The sequence below is a fragment of the Streptomyces mutabilis genome (genome assembly GCF_046628145.1).
Classification (GTDB): Bacteria; Actinomycetota; Actinomycetes; order Streptomycetales; family Streptomycetaceae; genus Streptomyces; species Streptomyces mutabilis.
In genome coordinates this window covers 2,295,827-2,313,864 of the sequence record NZ_CP176874.1, presented here as the reverse complement: position 1 = coordinate 2,313,864, position 18,038 = coordinate 2,295,827, and the positions used below count along the sequence as shown (strand labels likewise).

Here is an 18,038-nt window from a genome sequence, read left to right as displayed (position 1 = left end):
CTCACCGCGTCATCCGTCGCGACGGGCCCACCGGGCGGCCCGGACCGTCCCCTCCTCGATGGCCTTGCGGGGCAGGCCGAGACCCAGCGAGGTCTCCAGGGCGTGGAAGTACAGTGCGAACTCGTCGGTCACTTCGGGGTGGTCCAGCTCGGCGCGGCGTACGGCCCGGTTGAGGAAGTCGAGTCGCCCGCCCCGGACGTACGGGGTGCGGCCCCGGTCGTAGTAGATCAGCTCGATGATTCCGTCGTCGTCGACGCGGCGGCCGTCGCGCATGTAGTCGAAGGTGTAGATGGCCTTCGCCGAGCAGGCGCTCAGCCGCACGCTCTCCGTCACGGCGGGCGGGGCGAACGCTTCCCTGGCGGCCGGGGGGACGGGAGCCGTCTCGTGGTACATCAGGAACGCCCAGTCGCCCGCCTGCCCGAAACAGCAGCTGTCCCAGCCCGTGTCCCAGTAGCCACGGGTGGCGCCGGTCATGTCGGTCAGGTCGGCCAGGCGGGTCCCCGCGGCGACGTGCTCGGGGTCGGCTCCGTACAGCAGGGCGATCCGCTCGGCGCTGACGTTCTCGCCGCGGAAGAACTCGATGTTGGTGTAGGGGGCCTGCTCGCGCCACGAGCCGGCGATCCAGGCGAACCCCTCCAGCGGGTCGCGGCCGCAGGGGGGCGCCGGTTCCGTACCGTCCGGGCCGCCGCCGCGGAACCTGCGGCCCCAGTCGGCGTCTATCCGGTCCATCAGCGCGGCCTGGCCGGCCACGGTCCCGTCGAGCCCGCGGACGGCCTCCTCGGCGAGGCAGTACAGCGCCTCGTCGAGGCCCCGGGCGACGAAGACCTCGTCGTAGGGGCCGCTGGAGCCGCACACCGTGCCGTCCTCCTCGAGGACGAGGTAGAGACCGGCGCCGCCCCCGCCCTCCACGTGGGCCTCGTACTGCTCGTACGTGCCGGTGGGCGGGAACACGGCGTCGTCGAGCAGGTCGGATCCTGCTGCCAGCCGGTGCCATGCCTGCTTGAGCGCGTCCTCGGTGATCTGCATGGGTGCAGTATGCGACCGGGCACTGACAACGCCCCGGGGGCGGCGTCCCGATGAAACTTCTGGCCTCGACTTCGCACCGACCGCTGCCCTTTCGGTCGGTGAACCCTTAACATCTGCGTCACCGCAAGGTTTCTGAAGGTTTCAGCAAGAGTCTTCAAGCGGCCTTCAGGCACCTTCGGCTCCCCACAACGCCTTCGACGATGAAGGAAACCCCACATGGCACGCAGAGCCCTCACGGGGGCCGTCGCTCTGGCGGCGGCCACCCTTGTCATGACCCCGACGTCCGCGCAGGCCTCCCCGCCCGGCGGCAAGGACGTCACCGCCGTCCTCTTCGAGTGGAACTTCGCCTCCGTGGCCAGGGAGTGCACGAACACCCTCGGTCCCGCGGGCTACGGATACGTCCAGGTCTCCCCGCCCGCCGAGCACATACAGGGCGGGCAGTGGTGGACCTCGTACCAACCGGTCAGCTACAAGATCGCCGGGCGGCTCGGCGACCGCGCCGCCTTCAAGAACATGGTGGACACTTGCCACGCGGCCGGTGTGAAGGTCGTCGCCGACGCCGTGGTCAACCACATGTCGGCGGGCAGCGGCACCGGCACCGGCGGCTCCTCGTACGGCAAGTACGACTACCCGGGCCTCTACTCCTCGCCCGACTTCGACGACTGCCGCTCGGAGATCGACAACTACCGGGACCGGTACAACGTCCAGCACTGCGAACTGGTCGGCCTCGCCGACCTCGACACGGGCGAGGACTACGTCCGCGGGAAGATCGCCGGGTACCTCGACGACCTGCTCTCCCTCGGCGTCGACGGCTTCCGCATCGACGCCGCCAAGCACATCCCGGCGGCCGACCTCGCGAACATCAAGTCCCGGCTGAGCGATCCGGGCGTGTACTGGAAGCAGGAGGTCATCCACGGCGCCGGTGAGGCCGTCCAGCCGGGCGAGTACACCGGCAACGGCGACGTCCAGGAGTTCCGCTACGCCTACGACCTCAAGCGCGTCTTCAACAACGAGAACCTCGCCTACCTGAAGAACTACGGCGAGGGGTGGGGTTACCTGAGCAGCGGCGTCTCCGGTGTCTTCGTCGACAACCACGACACCGAGCGCAACGGCTCCACGCTCAGCTACAAGGACAACGCCGACTACACCCTGGCCAACGTCTTCATGCTGGCCTGGCCCTACGGCGCCCCTGACGTCAACTCCGGCTACGAGTGGTCGAACCACGACGCCGGACCGCCCAACGGCGGCCGGGTGGACGCCTGCTGGCAGGACGGCTGGAAGTGCCAGCACGCCTGGCCGGAGATCAAGTCGATGGTCGCCTTCCGCAACGCCACCCGCGGGCAGGCCGTCACGAACTGGTGGGACAACGGCAACGACGCCATCGCCTTCGGGCGCGGCAGCAAGGGCTACGTCGCCATCAACCACGAGTCGGGCGCGCTGACCCGCACCTACCAGACCTCGCTGCCGGCGGGGACGTACTGCGACGTCCAGAGCGGCAAGCCGGTGAGCGTGAACGGCTCCGGCCAGTTCACCGCGACGCTCGGCGCCAACACCGCGCTCGCGCTGTACGCGGGCAAGTCCGCCTGCTGAACGGGCTTACCGGGCGAGGGTCGTGAGAGTTCGTGAAAGTTCTTTCCGTTGCTTTCACGACCCTTGCCGCAACTCTTGCGGCAGCGTTACCGTCTCGCCGGGGTCGGACCCGATCGAGCCGTCATCGCAAGGAGCTCACGCCGTGATACCGAGAAGGCCGGTGCCTGTCGCGCGCCGTACCGCACGAGCGAGACGGGTCGCGGCCGTCACCGTGGCCGCGCTCGCCGCAGCCCTCCTCCCGCCCCTCGCCGCGCGGGCCGACGCCCCGCCCCCGCCCCCGTCGGACGCGAAGCTCGCCAAGGCCGAGGCCCGTCACGACCTCACCCGCGAGCAGTTCTACTTCGTCCTGCCGGACCGCTTCGCCAACGGCGACACCGGCAACGACAAGGGCGGTCTGACCGGCAGCCGCCTCAGCACCGGCTACGACCCCACCGACAAGGGCTTCTACCAGGGCGGCGACCTCAAGGGCATCACCCGGAAGCTCGACTACATCAAGGGCCTGGGCACCACCGCCATCTGGATGGCGCCCATCTTCAAGAACCAGCCCGTGCAGGGCACCGGCGAGAACGCCTCCGCCGGCTACCACGGCTACTGGATCACCGACTTCACCCAGGTCGACCCGCACTTCGGCACCAACCAGGACCTGAAGGACCTCATCTCCAAGGCGCACGCCAAGGGCATGAAGGTCTTCTTCGACGTCATCACCAACCACACCGCCGACGTCGTCGACTACGAGGAGAAGTCCTACGACTACCTCTCCAAGGGCGCCTTCCCGTACCTGACGAAGGACGGCGAGCCCTTCGACGACGCCGACTACGCGGACGGCGAGCGCCGCTTCCCCCGCGTGGACTCCGGCTCCTTCCCGCGCACGCCGACCGTCCCCGCCGACAAGCGCGGGCTCAAGGTCCCGTCCTGGCTCAACGACCCGGCGATGTACCACAACCGGGGCGACTCCACCTGGGCCGGCGAGTCGACCACGTACGGCGACTTCTCCGGCCTGGACGACCTGTGGACCGAGCGTCCCGAGGTCGTCAGCGGCATGGAGAAGATCTACCAGCGGTGGGTCAAGGACTTCGACATCGACGGCTTCCGCATCGACACCGTGAAGCACGTCAACATGGAGTTCTGGACCCAGTGGGCCACCGCGCTGGACGCCTACGCGGCCAAGAAGGGCCGGGACGACTTCTTCATGTTCGGCGAGGTCTACTCCGCCGACACCTCCGTCACCTCCCCGTACGTCACCCAGGGCCGCCTGGACTCCACGCTGGACTTCCCCTTCCAGGACGCGGCCCGCGCCTACGCCTCCCAGGGCGGCAGCGCCCAGAAGCTCGCCGCCGTCTACGGTGACGACTGGAAGTACACGACCGACAAGGCCAACGCCTACGAACAGGTCACCTTCCTCGGCAACCACGACATGGGCCGCTTCGGCACCTTCCTCAAGCAGGACGACCCCGAGGCCGGCGACGCCGAGCTGCTGAAGAAGGCCCGGCTCGCCAACGAGCTGATGTTCCTCGGCCGCGGCAACCCGGTCATCTACTACGGCGACGAGCAGGGCTTCACCGGCGCGGGCGGCGACAAGGACGCCCGCCAGACCATGTTCGCCTCCCGTACCGCCGACTATCTCGACGACGACCAGCTCGGCACCGACCGCACCCACGCCGAGGACGCCTACGACACGGGCGCGCCCCTGTACCGGCAGATCAGCGCCCTGGCGAAACTCCGCAAGGCCCACCCCGCCCTCGCCGACGGGGTCCAGACCGAGCGGTACGCGGCCGACGGCGCCGGCGTCTACGCCTTCTCCCGCACGGACGCCGAGCGCGGCACCGAGTACGTCGTCGCCTTCAACAACGCCGACGAGGCCAAGACGGCGACCTTCGCGACCGGCTCCGCCGACATGACCTTCCACGGCATCCACGGCACCGACCAGGACGTGAAGTCCGGCGCCGACAAAAAGGTCACGGTCACCGTCCCCGCCGGGTCGGCGATCGTCCTCAAGGCCGCCGGTCGCCTCGCCGAGCCCGCGACCGAGCCCGCCGTCACCCTCACGGCCCCCGAGCCCGGCGCCACCGGCACCGTCGAGCTGACCGCCGACGTCACCGGCGGGCAGCTCAACCGCGTCGTCTTCGCCGCCCAGACCGGCGACGGCAAGTGGCGCACCCTCGGCTCCGCCGACCACGCCCCCTACAAGGTCACCCACACCGTCGCCGGGGACACACCCGCGGGCACCGCCCTGCGCTACAAGGCGGTCGTCGTCGACTCGTCGGGCCGCACGGCGAGCGACACGGCAGCCTCGGCCACGGGCACCCCGCCCGCCGAACAGCCCCCCGCCGCCGCCTCCCGCGACTACGCGATCGTCCACTACAAGCGCGAGGACGGGAACTACGACGACTGGGGCCTGTACGCCTGGGGCGACCTGGCCGAGGGGGAGGCCACCGAGTGGCCCAAGAGCCACCCCTTCATCGGACGTGACGCCTACGGCGCCTTCGCCTACGTCAAGCTCGAGCCCGGCGCGTCGAACGTCGGCTTCCTCGTCATCGACAAGGACGGCGACAAGGACGTCGCCGCCGACCGCACCATCGACGTCACCCGGACGGGTGAGGTGTGGATCGAGCAGGGCAAGGAGCAGGTCGTCACGGAGCGGCCCGAGTACCCGGCCCAGGACACCACCAAGGCCGTCCTGCACTACCACCGCGCCGACGGGAACTACGACGGCTGGGGCCTGCACGTCTGGGGCGGTGCCGCGAACCCCACCGACTGGTCGAAGCCGCTGACGCCGGTCAAGACTGATTCCTATGGCGCGGTCTTCGAAGTACCCCTCACCGAGGGTGCCACCAGCCTCAGCTACATCGTCCACAAGGGCGACGAGAAGGACCTGCCCACCGACCAGGCCCTGGACCTCAAGGCCAAGGGACACGAGGTGTGGCTGGTGAGCGGGGAGAAGGAGTACCTGCTGCCGCAGCCGGCCGGTTCGGCGGCGGCCGTCGACCTCACCACCGCCGAGGCCGTCTGGATCGACCGGAACACCGTCGCCTGGAACGGCTCCGCAGGCGCCGCCTCCACCCAGCTGCTCGCCTCCCGCGACGGCTCGATCAAGGCCGAGGACGGCAGACTGACGACCGGCGGCGAGGAGACCACCTGGCTCCGCCTGACCAAGACCACCCTCACCGACGCCCAGAAGGCGAAGTTCCCGCACCTCAAGGAGTACACCGCCTGGTCCGTCGACCCGCGCGACCGCGACCGGGTCCGCGAGGCCCTGCGCGGTCAGGTCGTCGCCTCTCAGCGCGCCGCCAACGGTGCCGTCCTCGCGGCGACCGGCGTGCAGACCGCCGGCGTACTGGACGACCTCTACGCCGCCGACGCGACGAAGGCCGACCTCGGTCCGGTCTTCCGCCACGGCCGCCCCACCCTCTCCGTGTGGGCGCCGACCGCACAGGACGTGAAGCTGGAGATCGGCGACCGCACGGTCCGGATGCGCCGCGACGACGACACCGGCGTCTGGTCCGTCACCGGCCCCCGCTCCTGGAAGGGCCAGTCCTACCGCTACGCCGTCAAGGTGTGGGCCCCCGAAGCCGGGAAGGTCGTCACCAACAAGGTCACCGACCCCTACTCGCTCGCCCTGACCACCGACTCCGAGCGCAGCCTCGTCGTCGACCTGGACGACCGCTCGCTCGCCCCGCGCGGATGGGACAGCTACCGCAAGCCCGCGGCCGTGCCGCTCAGGGACGCCCAGATCCAGGAGCTGCACATCCGCGACTTCTCCGTCGCGGACCGCACGGCGGACCCGGACCACAAGGGCACCTACCTCGCCTTCACCGACAAGAAGAGCGACGGCTCGAAGCACCTGCGCGAGCTGGCCGAGGCCGGCACGTCGTACGTGCACCTGCTGCCGGCCTTCGACATCGCCACCATCCCCGAGCGCAAGTCCGACCAGGCCACCGTCGACTGCGACCTCGCCGCGCTCCCGGCCGACTCCGACAAGCAGCAGGAGTGCGTGGCGAAGGCGGCGGCGAAGGACGCCTACAACTGGGGCTACGACCCCTACCACTACACGGTCCCCGAGGGCTCCTACGCCACCGACCCGGACGGCACCGCCCGCACGGTCGAGTTCCGCGAGATGGTCAAGGCGCTGAACGACGACGGCCTGCGCGTCGTCATGGACGTCGTCTACAACCACACGGCGGCCAGCGGCCAGGCGAAGACCAGCGTCCTCGACCGGATCGTCCCCGGCTACTACCAGCGGCTCCTGCCCGACGGCTCGGTGGCGAACAGCACCTGCTGCGCCAACACCGCCACCGAGAACGCCATGATGGGCAAGCTCGTCGTCGACTCGGTCGTCACCTGGGCCAAGGAGTACAAGGTCGACGGCTTCCGCTTCGACCTCATGGGCCACCACCCGAAGGAGAACATCCTCGCGGTCCGCGAGGCGCTGGACGCGCTGACCCTGGAGAAGGACGGCGTCGACGGCAAGAAGATCATCCTGTACGGCGAGGGCTGGAACTTCGGCGAGGTCGCCGACGACGCCCGCTTCACGCAGGCCACCCAGAAGAACATGGCCGGCACCGGCATCGCGACCTTCTCCGACCGGGCCCGTGACGCCGTGCGCGGCGGCGGCCCCTTCGACGAGGACCCGGGCGTCCAGGGCTTCGCCTCCGGCCTCTACACCGAGCCCAACGGCTCGAAGGCCAACGGCAGCGAGGCCGAGCAGAAGGCCCGCCTCCTGCACTATCAGGACCTGATCAAGGTCGGCCTGACCGGCAACCTCGCCGGCTACACCTTCACGGACACCGACGGCAAGGAGGTCAAGGGCTCCGAGGTCGACTACAACGGCGCCCCCGCCGGATACGCGGCTGCACCGGGCGACGCCCTCGCCTACGCCGACGCGCACGACAACGAGACCCTGTTCGACGCCCTCGCCTTCAAGCTGCCCGCCTCGGCGACCGCGGACGACCGGGCCCGCATGCAGGTCCTCGCCATGGCCACCGCCGCCCTCTCCCAGGGGCCGGCGCTCTCCCAGGCCGGCACCGACCTGCTGCGCTCCAAGTCGCTGGACCGCAACTCCTACGACAGCGGCGACTGGTTCAACGCCGTCCACTGGAACTGCGCCGGCGGCAACGGCTTCGGCCGCGGCCTGCCCCCGGCCGCCGACAACCGGGACAAGTGGCCGTACGCCAAGCCCCTGCTCGGCACGGTCGAGGTCGGCTGCCCGCAGATCACCGGCGCCTCGGCGGCCTACCGGGACCTGCTGAAGATCCGCACGAGCGAGCGGGACTTCTCCCTCGCCACTGCCCAGCAGGTCCAGTCCCGCCTGTCCTTCCCGCTCTCCGGGAAGGACGAGACGCCCGGCGTGATCACCATGCGCCTCGGTGACCTGGTGGTCGTCTTCAACGCCACCCCCGAACCGCGGGAGCAGCGGATCGAGGCGGCGGCCGGGACCGGCTACCGGCTGCACCCGGTGCAGGCGGCGGGTGCGGACCCGGTGGTGAAGAAGTCCGCGTACGCGGCGAAGACCGGCACCTTCACCGTGCCGGGCCGTACGGTCGCCGTGTTCGAGCGGGCCGGCTGACGGTCGCGGTACTGCGGTTAGGGTGAGCCCTGCTGTTCACCGCAACGGGAGGGCTCATGCCGCAGATCACCGTCGACTACTCCGCCTCACTCGCGGACGACTTCGACCGGCCCGCCTTCGCGCGGGCCCTGCACGGCGCCGTCGTCGAGATCGCGGCCGCCAAGCCGCCGGCCTGCAAGACGCAGTTCCGCCGCACCGAGGACACCACGGTGGGCCCCGACACCGAGGGGCACGCCGTCGTGCACGTCATCCTGGGGCTGCTCGCGGGGCGCACGGACGAGACCAAGGCGCGGCTGACGGAGGCCGTCCTGGAACTGCTGCGGCAGCACGTGAAGCCCGGCGACGGCCTCGCCCTGCACGCCTCGGCAGAGGTCCGCGACCTGGACCCGTCCTACCGGAAGTTCGAGAGCTAGGCGGCCAGCGCGGACAGCCGGCCGACCAGGTCCACGAACGGTCCGTCGGCCGGCTCGTCCGCCACCACGCGGCGCAGCAGCGCGCCCATTTCCTCGTCCTGGGCGGCGCTCACCGCCGTCAGCGCGGCGAAGTCGTGCACGAGCTGGATCTCCAGCTCGGCCCGCGGGATACGGCGCCCGTCCAGCCAGATCAGGGCCGTCGACTCGGCCAGCGAGATCCAGGAACGGACGACCAGTTCCAGCCGGGCGGGCGGATCACTGACGCCCAGGTGCGCGAGGATCTGGTCGTACGCGGCCTGCCGTACGGAGGCCACGAGCGCGTTCGTCCGTGACGAGCCGACCGCCGGACCGCCGCGCATCAGCGCCGAGAAACCGGGGCCGTGCTCGTCCACGAAGTCGAAGTAGCGGCCCATCACGCGCAGCAGCCGCGCACCCAGCGGGCCCTGGGCCGGCTCCACGAACCGGGCGGCGAGATCGTCCGCCGCGCGCTGCAACGCGGCCTCGTACAGGCTGAGTTTGCCCGGGAAGTAGTGGTAGACCAGCGGGCGCGAGATGCCCGCGGCCGACGCTATCTCGTCGATGGAGACCTCGTCGGGCGAGCGGCGGCTGAACAGATCGAGGGCGACGCCGATCAACTGCTGCCGTCGTTCCTCGACGCCCATTCTGCGGCGTGCCCCGGTAGTCATACGAACACCTTACCGATCGAATTCGGCCCCCGAACGGGCCGGATCGGGCAAAGGTGTTCCGCGTCTCCCGGGCTACCGCAGGCCGCTGATCGACCGGCCGTTGTCCAGGGTGCCCTTCAGCTCGGCCTGCGCGCCCTGCTCGCCCTTCGCCGTCAGCAGGTTCCCGTCGGCGGAGCCGCTGATGCCGCCCGTCGCCTCGACCGACCGCGTGTCGCGGTCGCCGGCGGCGAGCAGGTACCAGTGTCCGCCCTCCGACTTCCACAGCACGCCGGCCAGCACGTGCGGGTCGCGCTCGCCGCACGCCGGCACGTCCTGCGCCTTCGCGGCCACGGCGCCCTGGGTCCCGCCCGGCGTGCGGAACTGGGCCAGTACCCGCGCCCCGCCCCCGCGCCAGGTCTCGGCCCGGGTGCACACCCAGGCCGCCGAGCCGCTGGAGTCGGGCAGCGGCTGCGTCGCGAACCGCCACGCGTTCACCGACCGCACGCCCTGCCCGCGCACTGCGCCGAGCGAGCAGGCGTACGGCGCCCAGTCGGCCCGCGCCCCGGCGCCGGAGACGTCCTTCGCCGAGCCGGGGCGGCCCGTGGTCAGGCGGGCCGGGACCAGCTCGCCGAGGTCGGTCGCCAGGCGGGTGTCCGAGCCGTCGGTCAGCTCCAGCACGTTCCAGGACGTGCACGCCCCGGACTGCTGCTGCACGGGGCTGGTCAGCGGCGAGGTCACACCGTCGGTCAGCGTCAGGGAGCGGGCGGCGGAGTCCGGGTCGGCGAGGTCCCGCACGGCCGCCTTCGTCACCCAGGGCGCCGTCAGGTAGCGGACGTTGCCGTCGGCCCGGCCCAGGACCACCGCACCGGCCTCGGAGCGGCCGGCACCGTCGGTGCGCGCGAAGTCCAGGGCGGCGCCCGCCGTGCCGTCCTGCGGCTCGGCGTACCGGGCCAGACGCAGACCGTCGTGCAGGATCACCACGCGGGCGTTGTCGACGGTCCCGGCGTACAGCAGCTGGGGCGGGCCGGACGGGCCGCCGGTCGGGGTGCCGGGCGTCGCCGAGACCCCCACGCTCCCGCCCGGCCGCGCCCACACGGCGAGGGCCCGGCGGAGCAGCTCCTCGTCACCGGTGAGGTCGCCGCGCGCCGGCCACACCGAGAAGTCGGTGCGGGCGGAGGTCTTCCAGGCGGCGGGCGCGACGCGCGTCAGCCCGGCGGGGTCCAGGGCAGCCTCGGCCGCCGGGTTCCGCGCGTACGACGGAGCGGCGGCGTTGTCCGGCCCCCAGCCGTCCCCGGGCACGCCCAGCAGCGCCCCGCACACCACCAGGGCCGCCCCGGCGACCAGCGCGGCCCTCGTGTGCTGGCGGCGACGCATCAGGTCGGTCGGCCGGGCCTGGAGGGAGCAGGGGTCGAACTCGGGGGAGGTGAGCAGCGCGTACTGCGCGGGCACCTCGTCGGCCTCCCGCAGGGCGGCGTCCGCGTCGGCGACTCCGGCGGCTTCGAGCAACTGCCGTACATCACCGTCGGGGAGCGTCTCCAGGCCCCGCAGCACGTAGGCCGCACGACCCGGTGCGGAGAGGGCGGACAGGCGCTGGTCCAGGGCGAGTTCGTCGGCGCCGCCCGAGCGCGGGAAGAGCTTGAGGCCCCGCACCTGGGGCAGCAGCGGCGGCAGCTGGGACCGCTTGGGCCACGCACGCCGCTTGAGCGGGCGGCCGGCCTCCAGCGCCGCACGGACGACGCGCAGGCGGACCAGCGCGTAGCCGGGGTCCACGTCGCGGCCGGTCGACTGGGCCGGGATCGCGGGAGTCGTCGTCCGGTTCCGGGGCAGGGCGCGCTGGGTGAGGGAGTGTGCGGTCAGGACGCGGCGGCCCCGGCCGAGACCGGGCGGCAGCACCAGGTAGGCGAGCCGGACCAGGCGCGGATAGTGCTCGACGAGCGCGGCCTCGGCCTGTTCGACATCGACGACCGGGTCGGTCGCGGAGGCGGAGGACGGTGCGGGGCGCGGGGCGACATCCTGTGACTGCACGTTCAGCTGAACGAGCGAATCGGTGGATGGTCACCATGCCCAGGTCAGTCCTCGGGTTCCACCAGCGCCCGCGCGTAGGCGGCCATCGAGCGCCGGTAGCGCGGCAGATGGGGCGCGAGCGCGCCGAGCACCAGCGCCAGGCCCTCACGGTCGCGGCCCATGCTCGACAGGCACAGGGCGAGCGTGGCGCGCACGGCGTCGTCCAACTCGTCCGACGGAGCCAGCAGTTCCGGCGACAGCAGCTTGACGCCCTCCTCCGGCTCGCCGATGTTCCGCAGCGAGCTGGAGAGCTGGATCTTCGCCCGGCGGCCCTTGTAGCGGCTGATCTCGCCCAGCCCGCGCTCCAGCGCCTCGCGGTACAGCGGCACGGCACGGTCGGAGTGGCCCGTGGAGTCCCAGGCGCAGGCCCGCTCGAACAGGCCGAGGGGGCTGTCCGCCGGCAACTCGTCGGCGAGGGCGTCGATCACCGCGCGGAAGTCGGCGGCGCCGTCCTCGGCGTAGTCGTCGATCGTCGCCCAAGCGGCGGTCACGCGGTCTTCCCAGTCCTGGTCCACGGCGCCACTCTCGCACGGGCGTACGCGCGACGGCACCGGGATTTCTGAATGGTTCGCGCCCCGCGGCCGTATCGATCGGTGAGAGCCCCTCGCCGGGGCTCCGTGCGGCATGTCGCCGGAACGGACCGGAGGAACACATGAGGCTGACCCGACCGATGCTCGCGCTGGCCGGAGCGGCGGCGGTACTGGCGCTGACGGGCTGCGGCTCCGACGGGAAGGGCGAGGCGGCCGTCCCGGAGACGGCGACCGGCAGCCTGGAGCACCTGGCCGCCGAGGTGAAGTGCGATCCCGACATGCAGACCGACGCCGACACCATCCGCCAGGCCATCTGCCGCAAGGGAGAGGAGAAGTACGTCCTCGTCACCTTCGCGACCGATCGCGGCCAGCGCGAATGGATCAACACGGCCAAGGACTACGGCGGTCACTACCTCGTCGGCCGCAAGTGGGTGGCCGTCGGCCACCAGGACGTCGTGGCCGGCCTGCGCGGCCGGCTCGGCGGCACCCTGGAGCAGGGCGCGCGGCACGGTGGCGGCACCCACTCGGCCGGTCGCGGGGAGCACGACGGGCACGCGGGGCACGGCGGATGACCACAGGTCCCAACGGCCCAAAGGGCCGGTGACGGTTCTCCGTCACCGGCCCTTCCCGTGGGGGTGTCGCGCGAACTACTGGCAGTCCTCCCCGCTGTTGATGCAGTCGACCACCTCGTTCATGAGGTCCTCGTCCATGACGTTGATGAAGTCGTTGTGATCGGTGATCGGCTTGTGCAGCTGCTCCGGGAAGCTGTCCACGGCGTACGGGTTGCGCACCTGGCCGTTCTCGACGGTCGGCGTGGGGATGTCGTACACCAGGCGGACCTGGAGCTGGGGGATGGCCTGGAACCCGTTCGGGCAGCCGCCGTCCTCCTGGACGAACGCCATGTGGTCCCGGTGGTTGGCGCTGTCGATGTTCTGGCCGTCCCAGCAGCTCTGGAAGTTGGACGTACGCACCACCTGGCTGCCCTCGGGGCAGAGCGGGTACTTGTCGGTGACCTGCCGGTCCTCGAAGCCGGTGCAGCTCCACGAACTGTTGGCGTTGGCGTCGCCGTTGGTGAAGGACTTGGCGTCACCGGTGATGATGCGCAGGAACTTCGGCATGGCGACCACGTCGCCCTGCTGGTTGCCGACGAACTTCAGCTCCGCCTGGGCCGGCTTCAGGATCCGGCCGACGTTGCCCTCGGCACCGCCGCCCAGCTCGTTCGCGTCGAACTCCTCGGTACCGTCCTGGAGGCGCAGCACCGGCCAGTAGTACGTGGACCTGTCACCCTGGTTCCGGCACGAGGTGTCCGCGTTCGCCAGGTCCTCGTCGCTGGAGAAGGCGTCGTTGTCCTGGTTGCCGACGTAGTCGTGCACGTGGTGCGCGCCGTTGTCGACACCGGGGGCGGCGATCAGGTTGTCGCTGTTGAACAGGTTGTTCTCGTTGACCCCGCAGTCCGTGGTGAAGGTGCCGGTGGAACCGCCGTCGCCGTTGGCGGCCAGACCGTTCTCGCTGTCGCGGGAGTTCGGCTCGACGTCGTTGATGTCGATGAAGTCGTCCGCCACCGGGCCCGCGGCGCCGTTGCCGTTGTCGTCCTGGTTCTGACCGCCGTCCTGGTTCTGACCGCCGTCCTGGCCGTCGCCGTTCTGGCCGTCCCCGTTCTGCGGCTGCTCCGCGGGCCGGCCCTGGCAGCCGGCCAGCTGGTCCAGGTTGTCGTCGGCCCGGCCGCCGGCCCGGTCGATCTCCAGCTGGATCCGGTCGATGATCGCCTTCCGCCGGTCCTTCAGCGGGCCGAGGATCGTGTTCTGGACGAACCGAGGATCACCCGCCTGCGCGCGCCGCGTGGTGGCGAGGCGCTGGTAGGCCTCCGTGATCTGGCTGTCCATCGTGGCCAGTTCGCCGTCGACCTCCCCGCGCGCGCGGTCCGGTACGCCGGACAGCTGCTGGCCGACGTCGGGACAGTCGATCGTCGCGACCTGCGCCGCGGCCGACCTCGTCCGATGGTGGGCCGGACCCTCCTCGTGCGCCGAGGCATGGAAATTGGCCCAGACCAGCCCGCCCCCGCCGACCGCCAGGGCCGCCGCCCCGGCTACGACCTTGGCGGCCAGCGGCGTACGGCGTTTTCTCGTGTTGCGTCCCATGGAACTCCTCTTTGACTTCCTTGCGGGGCATCGAGGGCGCCCGACAGGAGTGAAGCGGCTCCCTTCCATACGGAGGCCGTCCCAGGGGTGTTCAGCCGTCTGCGGAATTGACGGGTCCTGTGTGGCGGGTGAGGTCAGCGGCCGTGGTCCAGATACGCCAGAACCGCCAGCACACGGCGGTTGTCGTCGTCCGAGACCTCGAGGCCCAGCTTGGCGAAGATGTTCGCGGTGTGTTTCGCGATCGCCCGCTCCGTGACGACCAGTTTGCCCGCGATCGCCGCGTTGGTCCGGCCCTGCGCCATCAGCTCCAGCACCTCCAGCTCCCGGGGGGTGAGCCGCTCCAGTGGCCGGTCCGCCGCCGCACGCCGGCTGAGCAGCTGCTGGATGACCTGCGGGTCCATCGCCGTACCGCCCGCCGCCACCCGCCGTACGGCGTCCACGAACTGCTCCGCGTCGAAGACCCGGTCCTTGAGCAGGTACCCCACCCCGCCGTTGCCGTCGGCCAGCAGTTCGCGCGCGTACAGCTGCTCCACGTGCTGGGACAGGACCAGCACCGGCAGCCCCGGCCGCTCGCGGCGGGCCTGAAGCGCGCACTGAAGGCCCTCGTCGGTGAGCGTCGGCGGCAGGCGTACGTCGACGACGGCGACGTCCGGCTCCAGTTCGGCCAGCGCCCGGGACAGCTCGGGGCCGGTCTCGACGGCCGCGGCGATCTCGAAGTCGTGGGCCTGAAGGAGCCGGACCAGCCCGTCGCGGAGCAGGAACAGGTCTTCGGCTAGGACAACGCGCAAGGGATCTCCACGGTGACCATGGTGGGGCCGCCCGCGGGCGAGCTGACGGCCAGGACGCCGTCGAATGTACCCAGTCGCCGCTCCACCCCGGCCAGTCCGGACCCCGCGCCGATCACCGCGCCGCCCTTGCCGTTGTCGGTCACGGAGACGCGCAGCCGGCCCTCGGCGTGGTGCATGTCGATCCAGATCCGGTCGGCGCCGGAGTGCTTGACGGCGTTGGTGAGGATCTCGCTGACCGCGAAGTACGCGGCGGCCTCCACCGGCGCCTCCGCGCGGCCGGGCAGGTCCACGTCGGTCTCCACGGTGACGGGCAGCCGCAGCGCCAGGGCGCGCACGGCGTCTCCCAGGCCGCGTTCGGCGAGGACCGGGGGGTGGATGCCCCGCACCAGTTCCCGCAGCTCGGTCAGGGCGTCGGCGGAGGACCGGCGGGCCTGGGCGAGCAGCTCCCGGGCCTTCGCCGGGTCCTTCTCCAGCAGCGCCTCGATGGTGCCGAGGTCCATGCCCATGGCGACCAGCCGGGCCTGGGCCCCGTCGTGCAGGTCGCGCTCGATGCGGCGCAGTTCGGCCGCGGAGGTGTCGACGGCGTCCCGCCGGGTCTCGGTCAGCACCCGCACCCGCTCGGCGAGCTCGACCTGGTTGGAGCCGAGGACCGCGCCGGTGAGCCGGAAGTGCGCGGTCAGCAGGAGCGGGGTCAGCCAGTAGGCGGCGACGAGGAGGACGGCGCCCAGGGCGGCGGCGTACAGGCCCGAGGTCTGGTCGGTGACGTGCACGAAGCCGTACCAGTAACCGTCGGACCAGACCCGCCACAGACCCGCCGCGATCGCGAACCCCTCCAGCGGGTAGAGCGGGAGCGCGAAGGCCAGCAACGCGGTGACGAAGCCCGCGGTCATGTCGACCGGCAGCCACAGGAGGTCCCGCCAGGTCGCCGGGTCACCGAGCATCCCGAAGGTGCGCCCCCAGGGGTTGGCGTTCTCGGGCAGCGGCCGGTACGCCCGCTGGATGCGGACGCCTCCCCACTCGGCGGCGAGCACCCGTCGCCAGTCCGCGAACATCCGCACGCCGCTCAGCACGTACGGCGTGGTGACGATGCCGATCCCGATCGGGATGAGGGCGAGGGACACCAGGGTCAGGCAGAAGCAGAGCACCGCGCCGGGCAGGGTGATGAACGTCAGCGCCAGTCCCCGCACGGCCGACAGCGCCATGTTCCGCGTCCGCGGCGGGGTCCGTGTCTGTCGCGTGCCGCTCTTCGTCTCGATGCTCATGACAGCAGTCTCGCCGAGCCGACGGCACCGGTCACGGGGCCGAGCCCCCGGGCAGGAGGTGGTGCCAGGTACACCCCCGGCTGCGGCTGCGGCTGCGGCTGCGGGTGCGGCTGCGGGTGCGGTCGCGTCCGCGGTGCGGTGCGGTCGCGGCGCTCTACCGGTCGCCCGGGGCCCGGTCGACGGCGAGGGCCTTCGCCTCCGTCTCCGGGTCCAGGCCGACCGGCGGGCGGTCCGGGCGCCGGGGTGCCGTGCCGCCGATGCTCCGCAGCCAGGTCCAGGTGTCGGTGACCGTGTCGCCGACCGGGCGGCAGCTCAGGCCCGTGGCCAGGGCCCGGGAGACGTCGGCCTGGTGCAGCGCCTCGTGCAGGTCGCTGTCCGGCGGCGTCCACACCGGCAACTGGGTCCACGGCTCGATCCCGGCGGCGAGGACGGTTTCGGGGTCGGTCCAGCGCAGCTCCGCCGCGCCCGCGGTGACCCTCGCGCAGGCTTCGAGCAGGGCGCCCATGGTGGCGTGGCCCGACGGGGAGATCAGGTTGTACGGCCCGCTCAGCTCCCGCCGGACCGCCCCGAGGATCCAGTCGGCGAGGTCGCGGACGTCGATGTACTGGAGGGGCAGGTCCCGGGGGCCCGGGGCGAGCACCGGACCGCCGTCGGCGACGCGGTTCAGCCACCACGGCAGCCGCCCGACGTTCTCGTACGGGCCGAGGATCAGACCGGCCCGGACGAGCACCGAGCGGTCCGCGCCGAAGGCGTCCAGGACGGCCAGTTCGGCGCCCCGCTTGTCCCGGGCGTAGTCGCTCTGCCCGGCGTCCGCCGACGCGCCCTCGACCAGCGGGGCGTCCTCGGTGTACCCGGCGGGCGGCGCCCAGGCGTACACCGAGCAGCTCGACACGTACACGTACCGGCCGACGCGGCCCCGCAGCAGCCGCGCCGAGTCCCGCACCGCGCGGGGCGCCGCCGACCAGGTGTCGACGACGGCGTCCCACGTGCCGTCGGCCAGGGCGGCGAGCCCGTCGGGTGCGGTGCGGTCGCCGTGCAGTGCGCGCACCCCGGGCGGCGGGGCGTGCCGCCCGCGGTGGAGGACCGTCACCTCCCAGCCGCGTCCGAGGGCCGCCTCCACCACGGCCCGCCCCACGAACTCCGTACCGCCCAGCACCAGTAGCCTCATACCCGCCACTGTGCCCGCCCGGATGCGTCCGCGGAACGGCTGTCTGCCGACAGCAGAGGTCAGCGTCCCGCCGGCGGCGTGTACTTGTAGCCGACGCGGCGCACGGTCTGGATCGTCCGCCGGTGCTCGGCACCGAGCTTGCGGCGCAGCCTGGCCACGTGCACGTCGACGGTGCGTCCGTCGCCCACGTGGCCGTACCCCCACACGGTGGTGACCAGCTGGTCGCGGGTGTGCACCCGGTGGGGGTGCGCGACGAGGTGGGCGAGCAGCTCGAACTCCAGATAGGTCAGGTTGAGTTCACGTCCGGCCACGGCTGCGGTGCGGCGGGCCGTGTCGATCCGTACGAGCGGGTCGTCGCCGCCCGGGACGTGGGCGCCGTCCGCGTCGCCCCGGGTGCCGGCGGGGGACGGGCCGGGCCCGCCCAGTGGCGGGACGGGCGGCTGCTGGTCGGCCGGGACCAGCACCAGGTAACCGACCATCGGCGGACGTCCGGGCAGGGAGGGCAGGGCGTGCGGGGGAGCGGGCAGCCAGGTCGCGCCCGGCGGCAGGAGGCCGGCGACGTCCACCGCCTCGTCGCGGTCGACGGCACGCAGCCGGTGCCGGGGGCCGCCGCCCTCGCGGAGCGCGGCGGCGGAGGCGGGGGAGCCGAGGGTGACGGTGGACAGGGAACGGGTGGTCGCCATGAGACGTCAGCTCTTTCGCGCGAGAGTTCGTCGGGAAGGGCGACGGGCGCGAGTTCGTGGTCGTGCGCGTCGCGGGACGTACGTCGGACGCGCCGGCCGAAGGCCTGGGTGGGTACGGCTTTCTAGCGGGCCGGCGCGGTCGTCGCGC

At 72.0% G+C, this 18,038-nt stretch carries 13 protein-coding genes; 4 read left to right on the top strand and 9 right to left on the bottom strand.

Annotation, left to right across the window (positions count from 1 at the left end; all coding sequences use genetic code 11):
* Positions 1-9: 9 nt before the first annotated feature.
* Positions 10-1,026, bottom strand: coding sequence for a hypothetical protein (locus ACLIN4_RS10265; protein ID WP_398011085.1), 1,017 nt, complete (start codon positions 1,024-1,026; stop codon positions 10-12).
* A gap of 216 nt (positions 1,027-1,242) precedes the next feature.
* Between ACLIN4_RS10265 and ACLIN4_RS10260 the strand changes: the two genes are divergently transcribed.
* The 3 genes from ACLIN4_RS10260 to ACLIN4_RS10250 all read left to right on the top strand — a co-directional run bounded on the left by ACLIN4_RS10260 (position 1,243) and on the right by ACLIN4_RS10250 (position 8,592).
* On the top strand, positions 1,243-2,616 hold the full coding sequence (locus tag ACLIN4_RS10260) for an alpha-amylase (protein WP_307652922.1): 1,374 nt from the start codon (positions 1,243-1,245) through the stop codon (positions 2,614-2,616).
* A 142-nt stretch (positions 2,617-2,758) separates the two neighbouring features.
* A complete protein-coding gene (gene pulA / locus ACLIN4_RS10255) occupies positions 2,759-8,179 on the top strand; it encodes a pullulanase-type alpha-1,6-glucosidase (protein WP_411575699.1) in 5,421 nt (1,806 codons plus the stop codon).
* A 56-nt stretch (positions 8,180-8,235) separates the two neighbouring features.
* A complete protein-coding gene (locus ACLIN4_RS10250; RefSeq protein ID WP_381913407.1) occupies positions 8,236-8,592 on the top strand; it encodes a 5-carboxymethyl-2-hydroxymuconate Delta-isomerase in 357 nt (118 codons plus the stop codon).
* Here the strand turns inward: ACLIN4_RS10250 and ACLIN4_RS10245 are convergent.
* From ACLIN4_RS10245 to ACLIN4_RS10235, 3 genes are all read right to left on the bottom strand, one after another.
* Entirely contained in the window at positions 8,589-9,278 is a 690-nt protein-coding gene (locus tag ACLIN4_RS10245) for a TetR/AcrR family transcriptional regulator (RefSeq protein WP_381913409.1), read from the bottom strand. The genes ACLIN4_RS10250 and ACLIN4_RS10245 overlap by 4 nt on opposite strands.
* Positions 9,279-9,350: 72 nt before the next feature.
* The gene (locus tag ACLIN4_RS10240; RefSeq protein ID WP_381913411.1) at positions 9,351-11,282 is read right to left on the bottom strand and encodes a hypothetical protein; all 1,932 of its coding nucleotides are present in this window, start codon (positions 11,280-11,282) and stop codon (positions 9,351-9,353) included.
* 44 nt (positions 11,283-11,326) lie between these two features.
* Positions 11,327-11,812, bottom strand: a complete 486-nt coding sequence (locus ACLIN4_RS10235) for a tetratricopeptide repeat protein (RefSeq protein WP_257101756.1) — start codon at positions 11,810-11,812, stop codon at positions 11,327-11,329.
* A gap of 161 nt (positions 11,813-11,973) precedes the next feature.
* Here ACLIN4_RS10235 and ACLIN4_RS10230 point away from each other — a divergent pair, with 161 nt between their 5' ends.
* Positions 11,974-12,423 carry a hypothetical protein gene (locus tag ACLIN4_RS10230; RefSeq protein ID WP_100048473.1) on the top strand — a complete coding sequence of 150 codons (450 nt, stop codon included), beginning with the start codon at positions 11,974-11,976 and terminating at the stop codon, positions 12,421-12,423.
* Positions 12,424-12,498: 75 nt separating this feature from the next.
* On the opposite strand, the gene ACLIN4_RS10225 is transcribed toward ACLIN4_RS10230, so the two are convergent.
* From ACLIN4_RS10225 to ACLIN4_RS10205, 5 genes are all read right to left on the bottom strand, one after another.
* Positions 12,499-13,989, bottom strand: coding sequence for a DUF1996 domain-containing protein (locus ACLIN4_RS10225; RefSeq protein WP_289903674.1), 1,491 nt, complete (start codon positions 13,987-13,989; stop codon positions 12,499-12,501).
* Positions 13,990-14,123: 134 nt separating this feature from the next.
* Entirely contained in the window at positions 14,124-14,777 is a 654-nt protein-coding gene (locus ACLIN4_RS10220; RefSeq protein ID WP_289903676.1) for a LuxR C-terminal-related transcriptional regulator, read from the bottom strand.
* Positions 14,762-16,039 carry a sensor histidine kinase gene (locus ACLIN4_RS10215; RefSeq protein WP_411575698.1) on the bottom strand — a complete coding sequence of 426 codons (1,278 nt, stop codon included), beginning with the start codon at positions 16,037-16,039 and terminating at the stop codon, positions 14,762-14,764. The genes ACLIN4_RS10220 and ACLIN4_RS10215 overlap by 16 nt, the downstream gene beginning before the upstream one ends.
* Positions 16,040-16,193: 154 nt before the next feature.
* A complete protein-coding gene (locus ACLIN4_RS10210; protein ID WP_289903679.1) occupies positions 16,194-17,207 on the bottom strand; it encodes an SDR family oxidoreductase in 1,014 nt (337 codons plus the stop codon).
* A gap of 59 nt (positions 17,208-17,266) precedes the next feature.
* The gene (locus ACLIN4_RS10205) at positions 17,267-17,890 is read right to left on the bottom strand and encodes a winged helix-turn-helix domain-containing protein (protein ID WP_107479002.1); all 624 of its coding nucleotides are present in this window, start codon (positions 17,888-17,890) and stop codon (positions 17,267-17,269) included.
* Positions 17,891-18,038 lie beyond the last annotated feature (148 nt).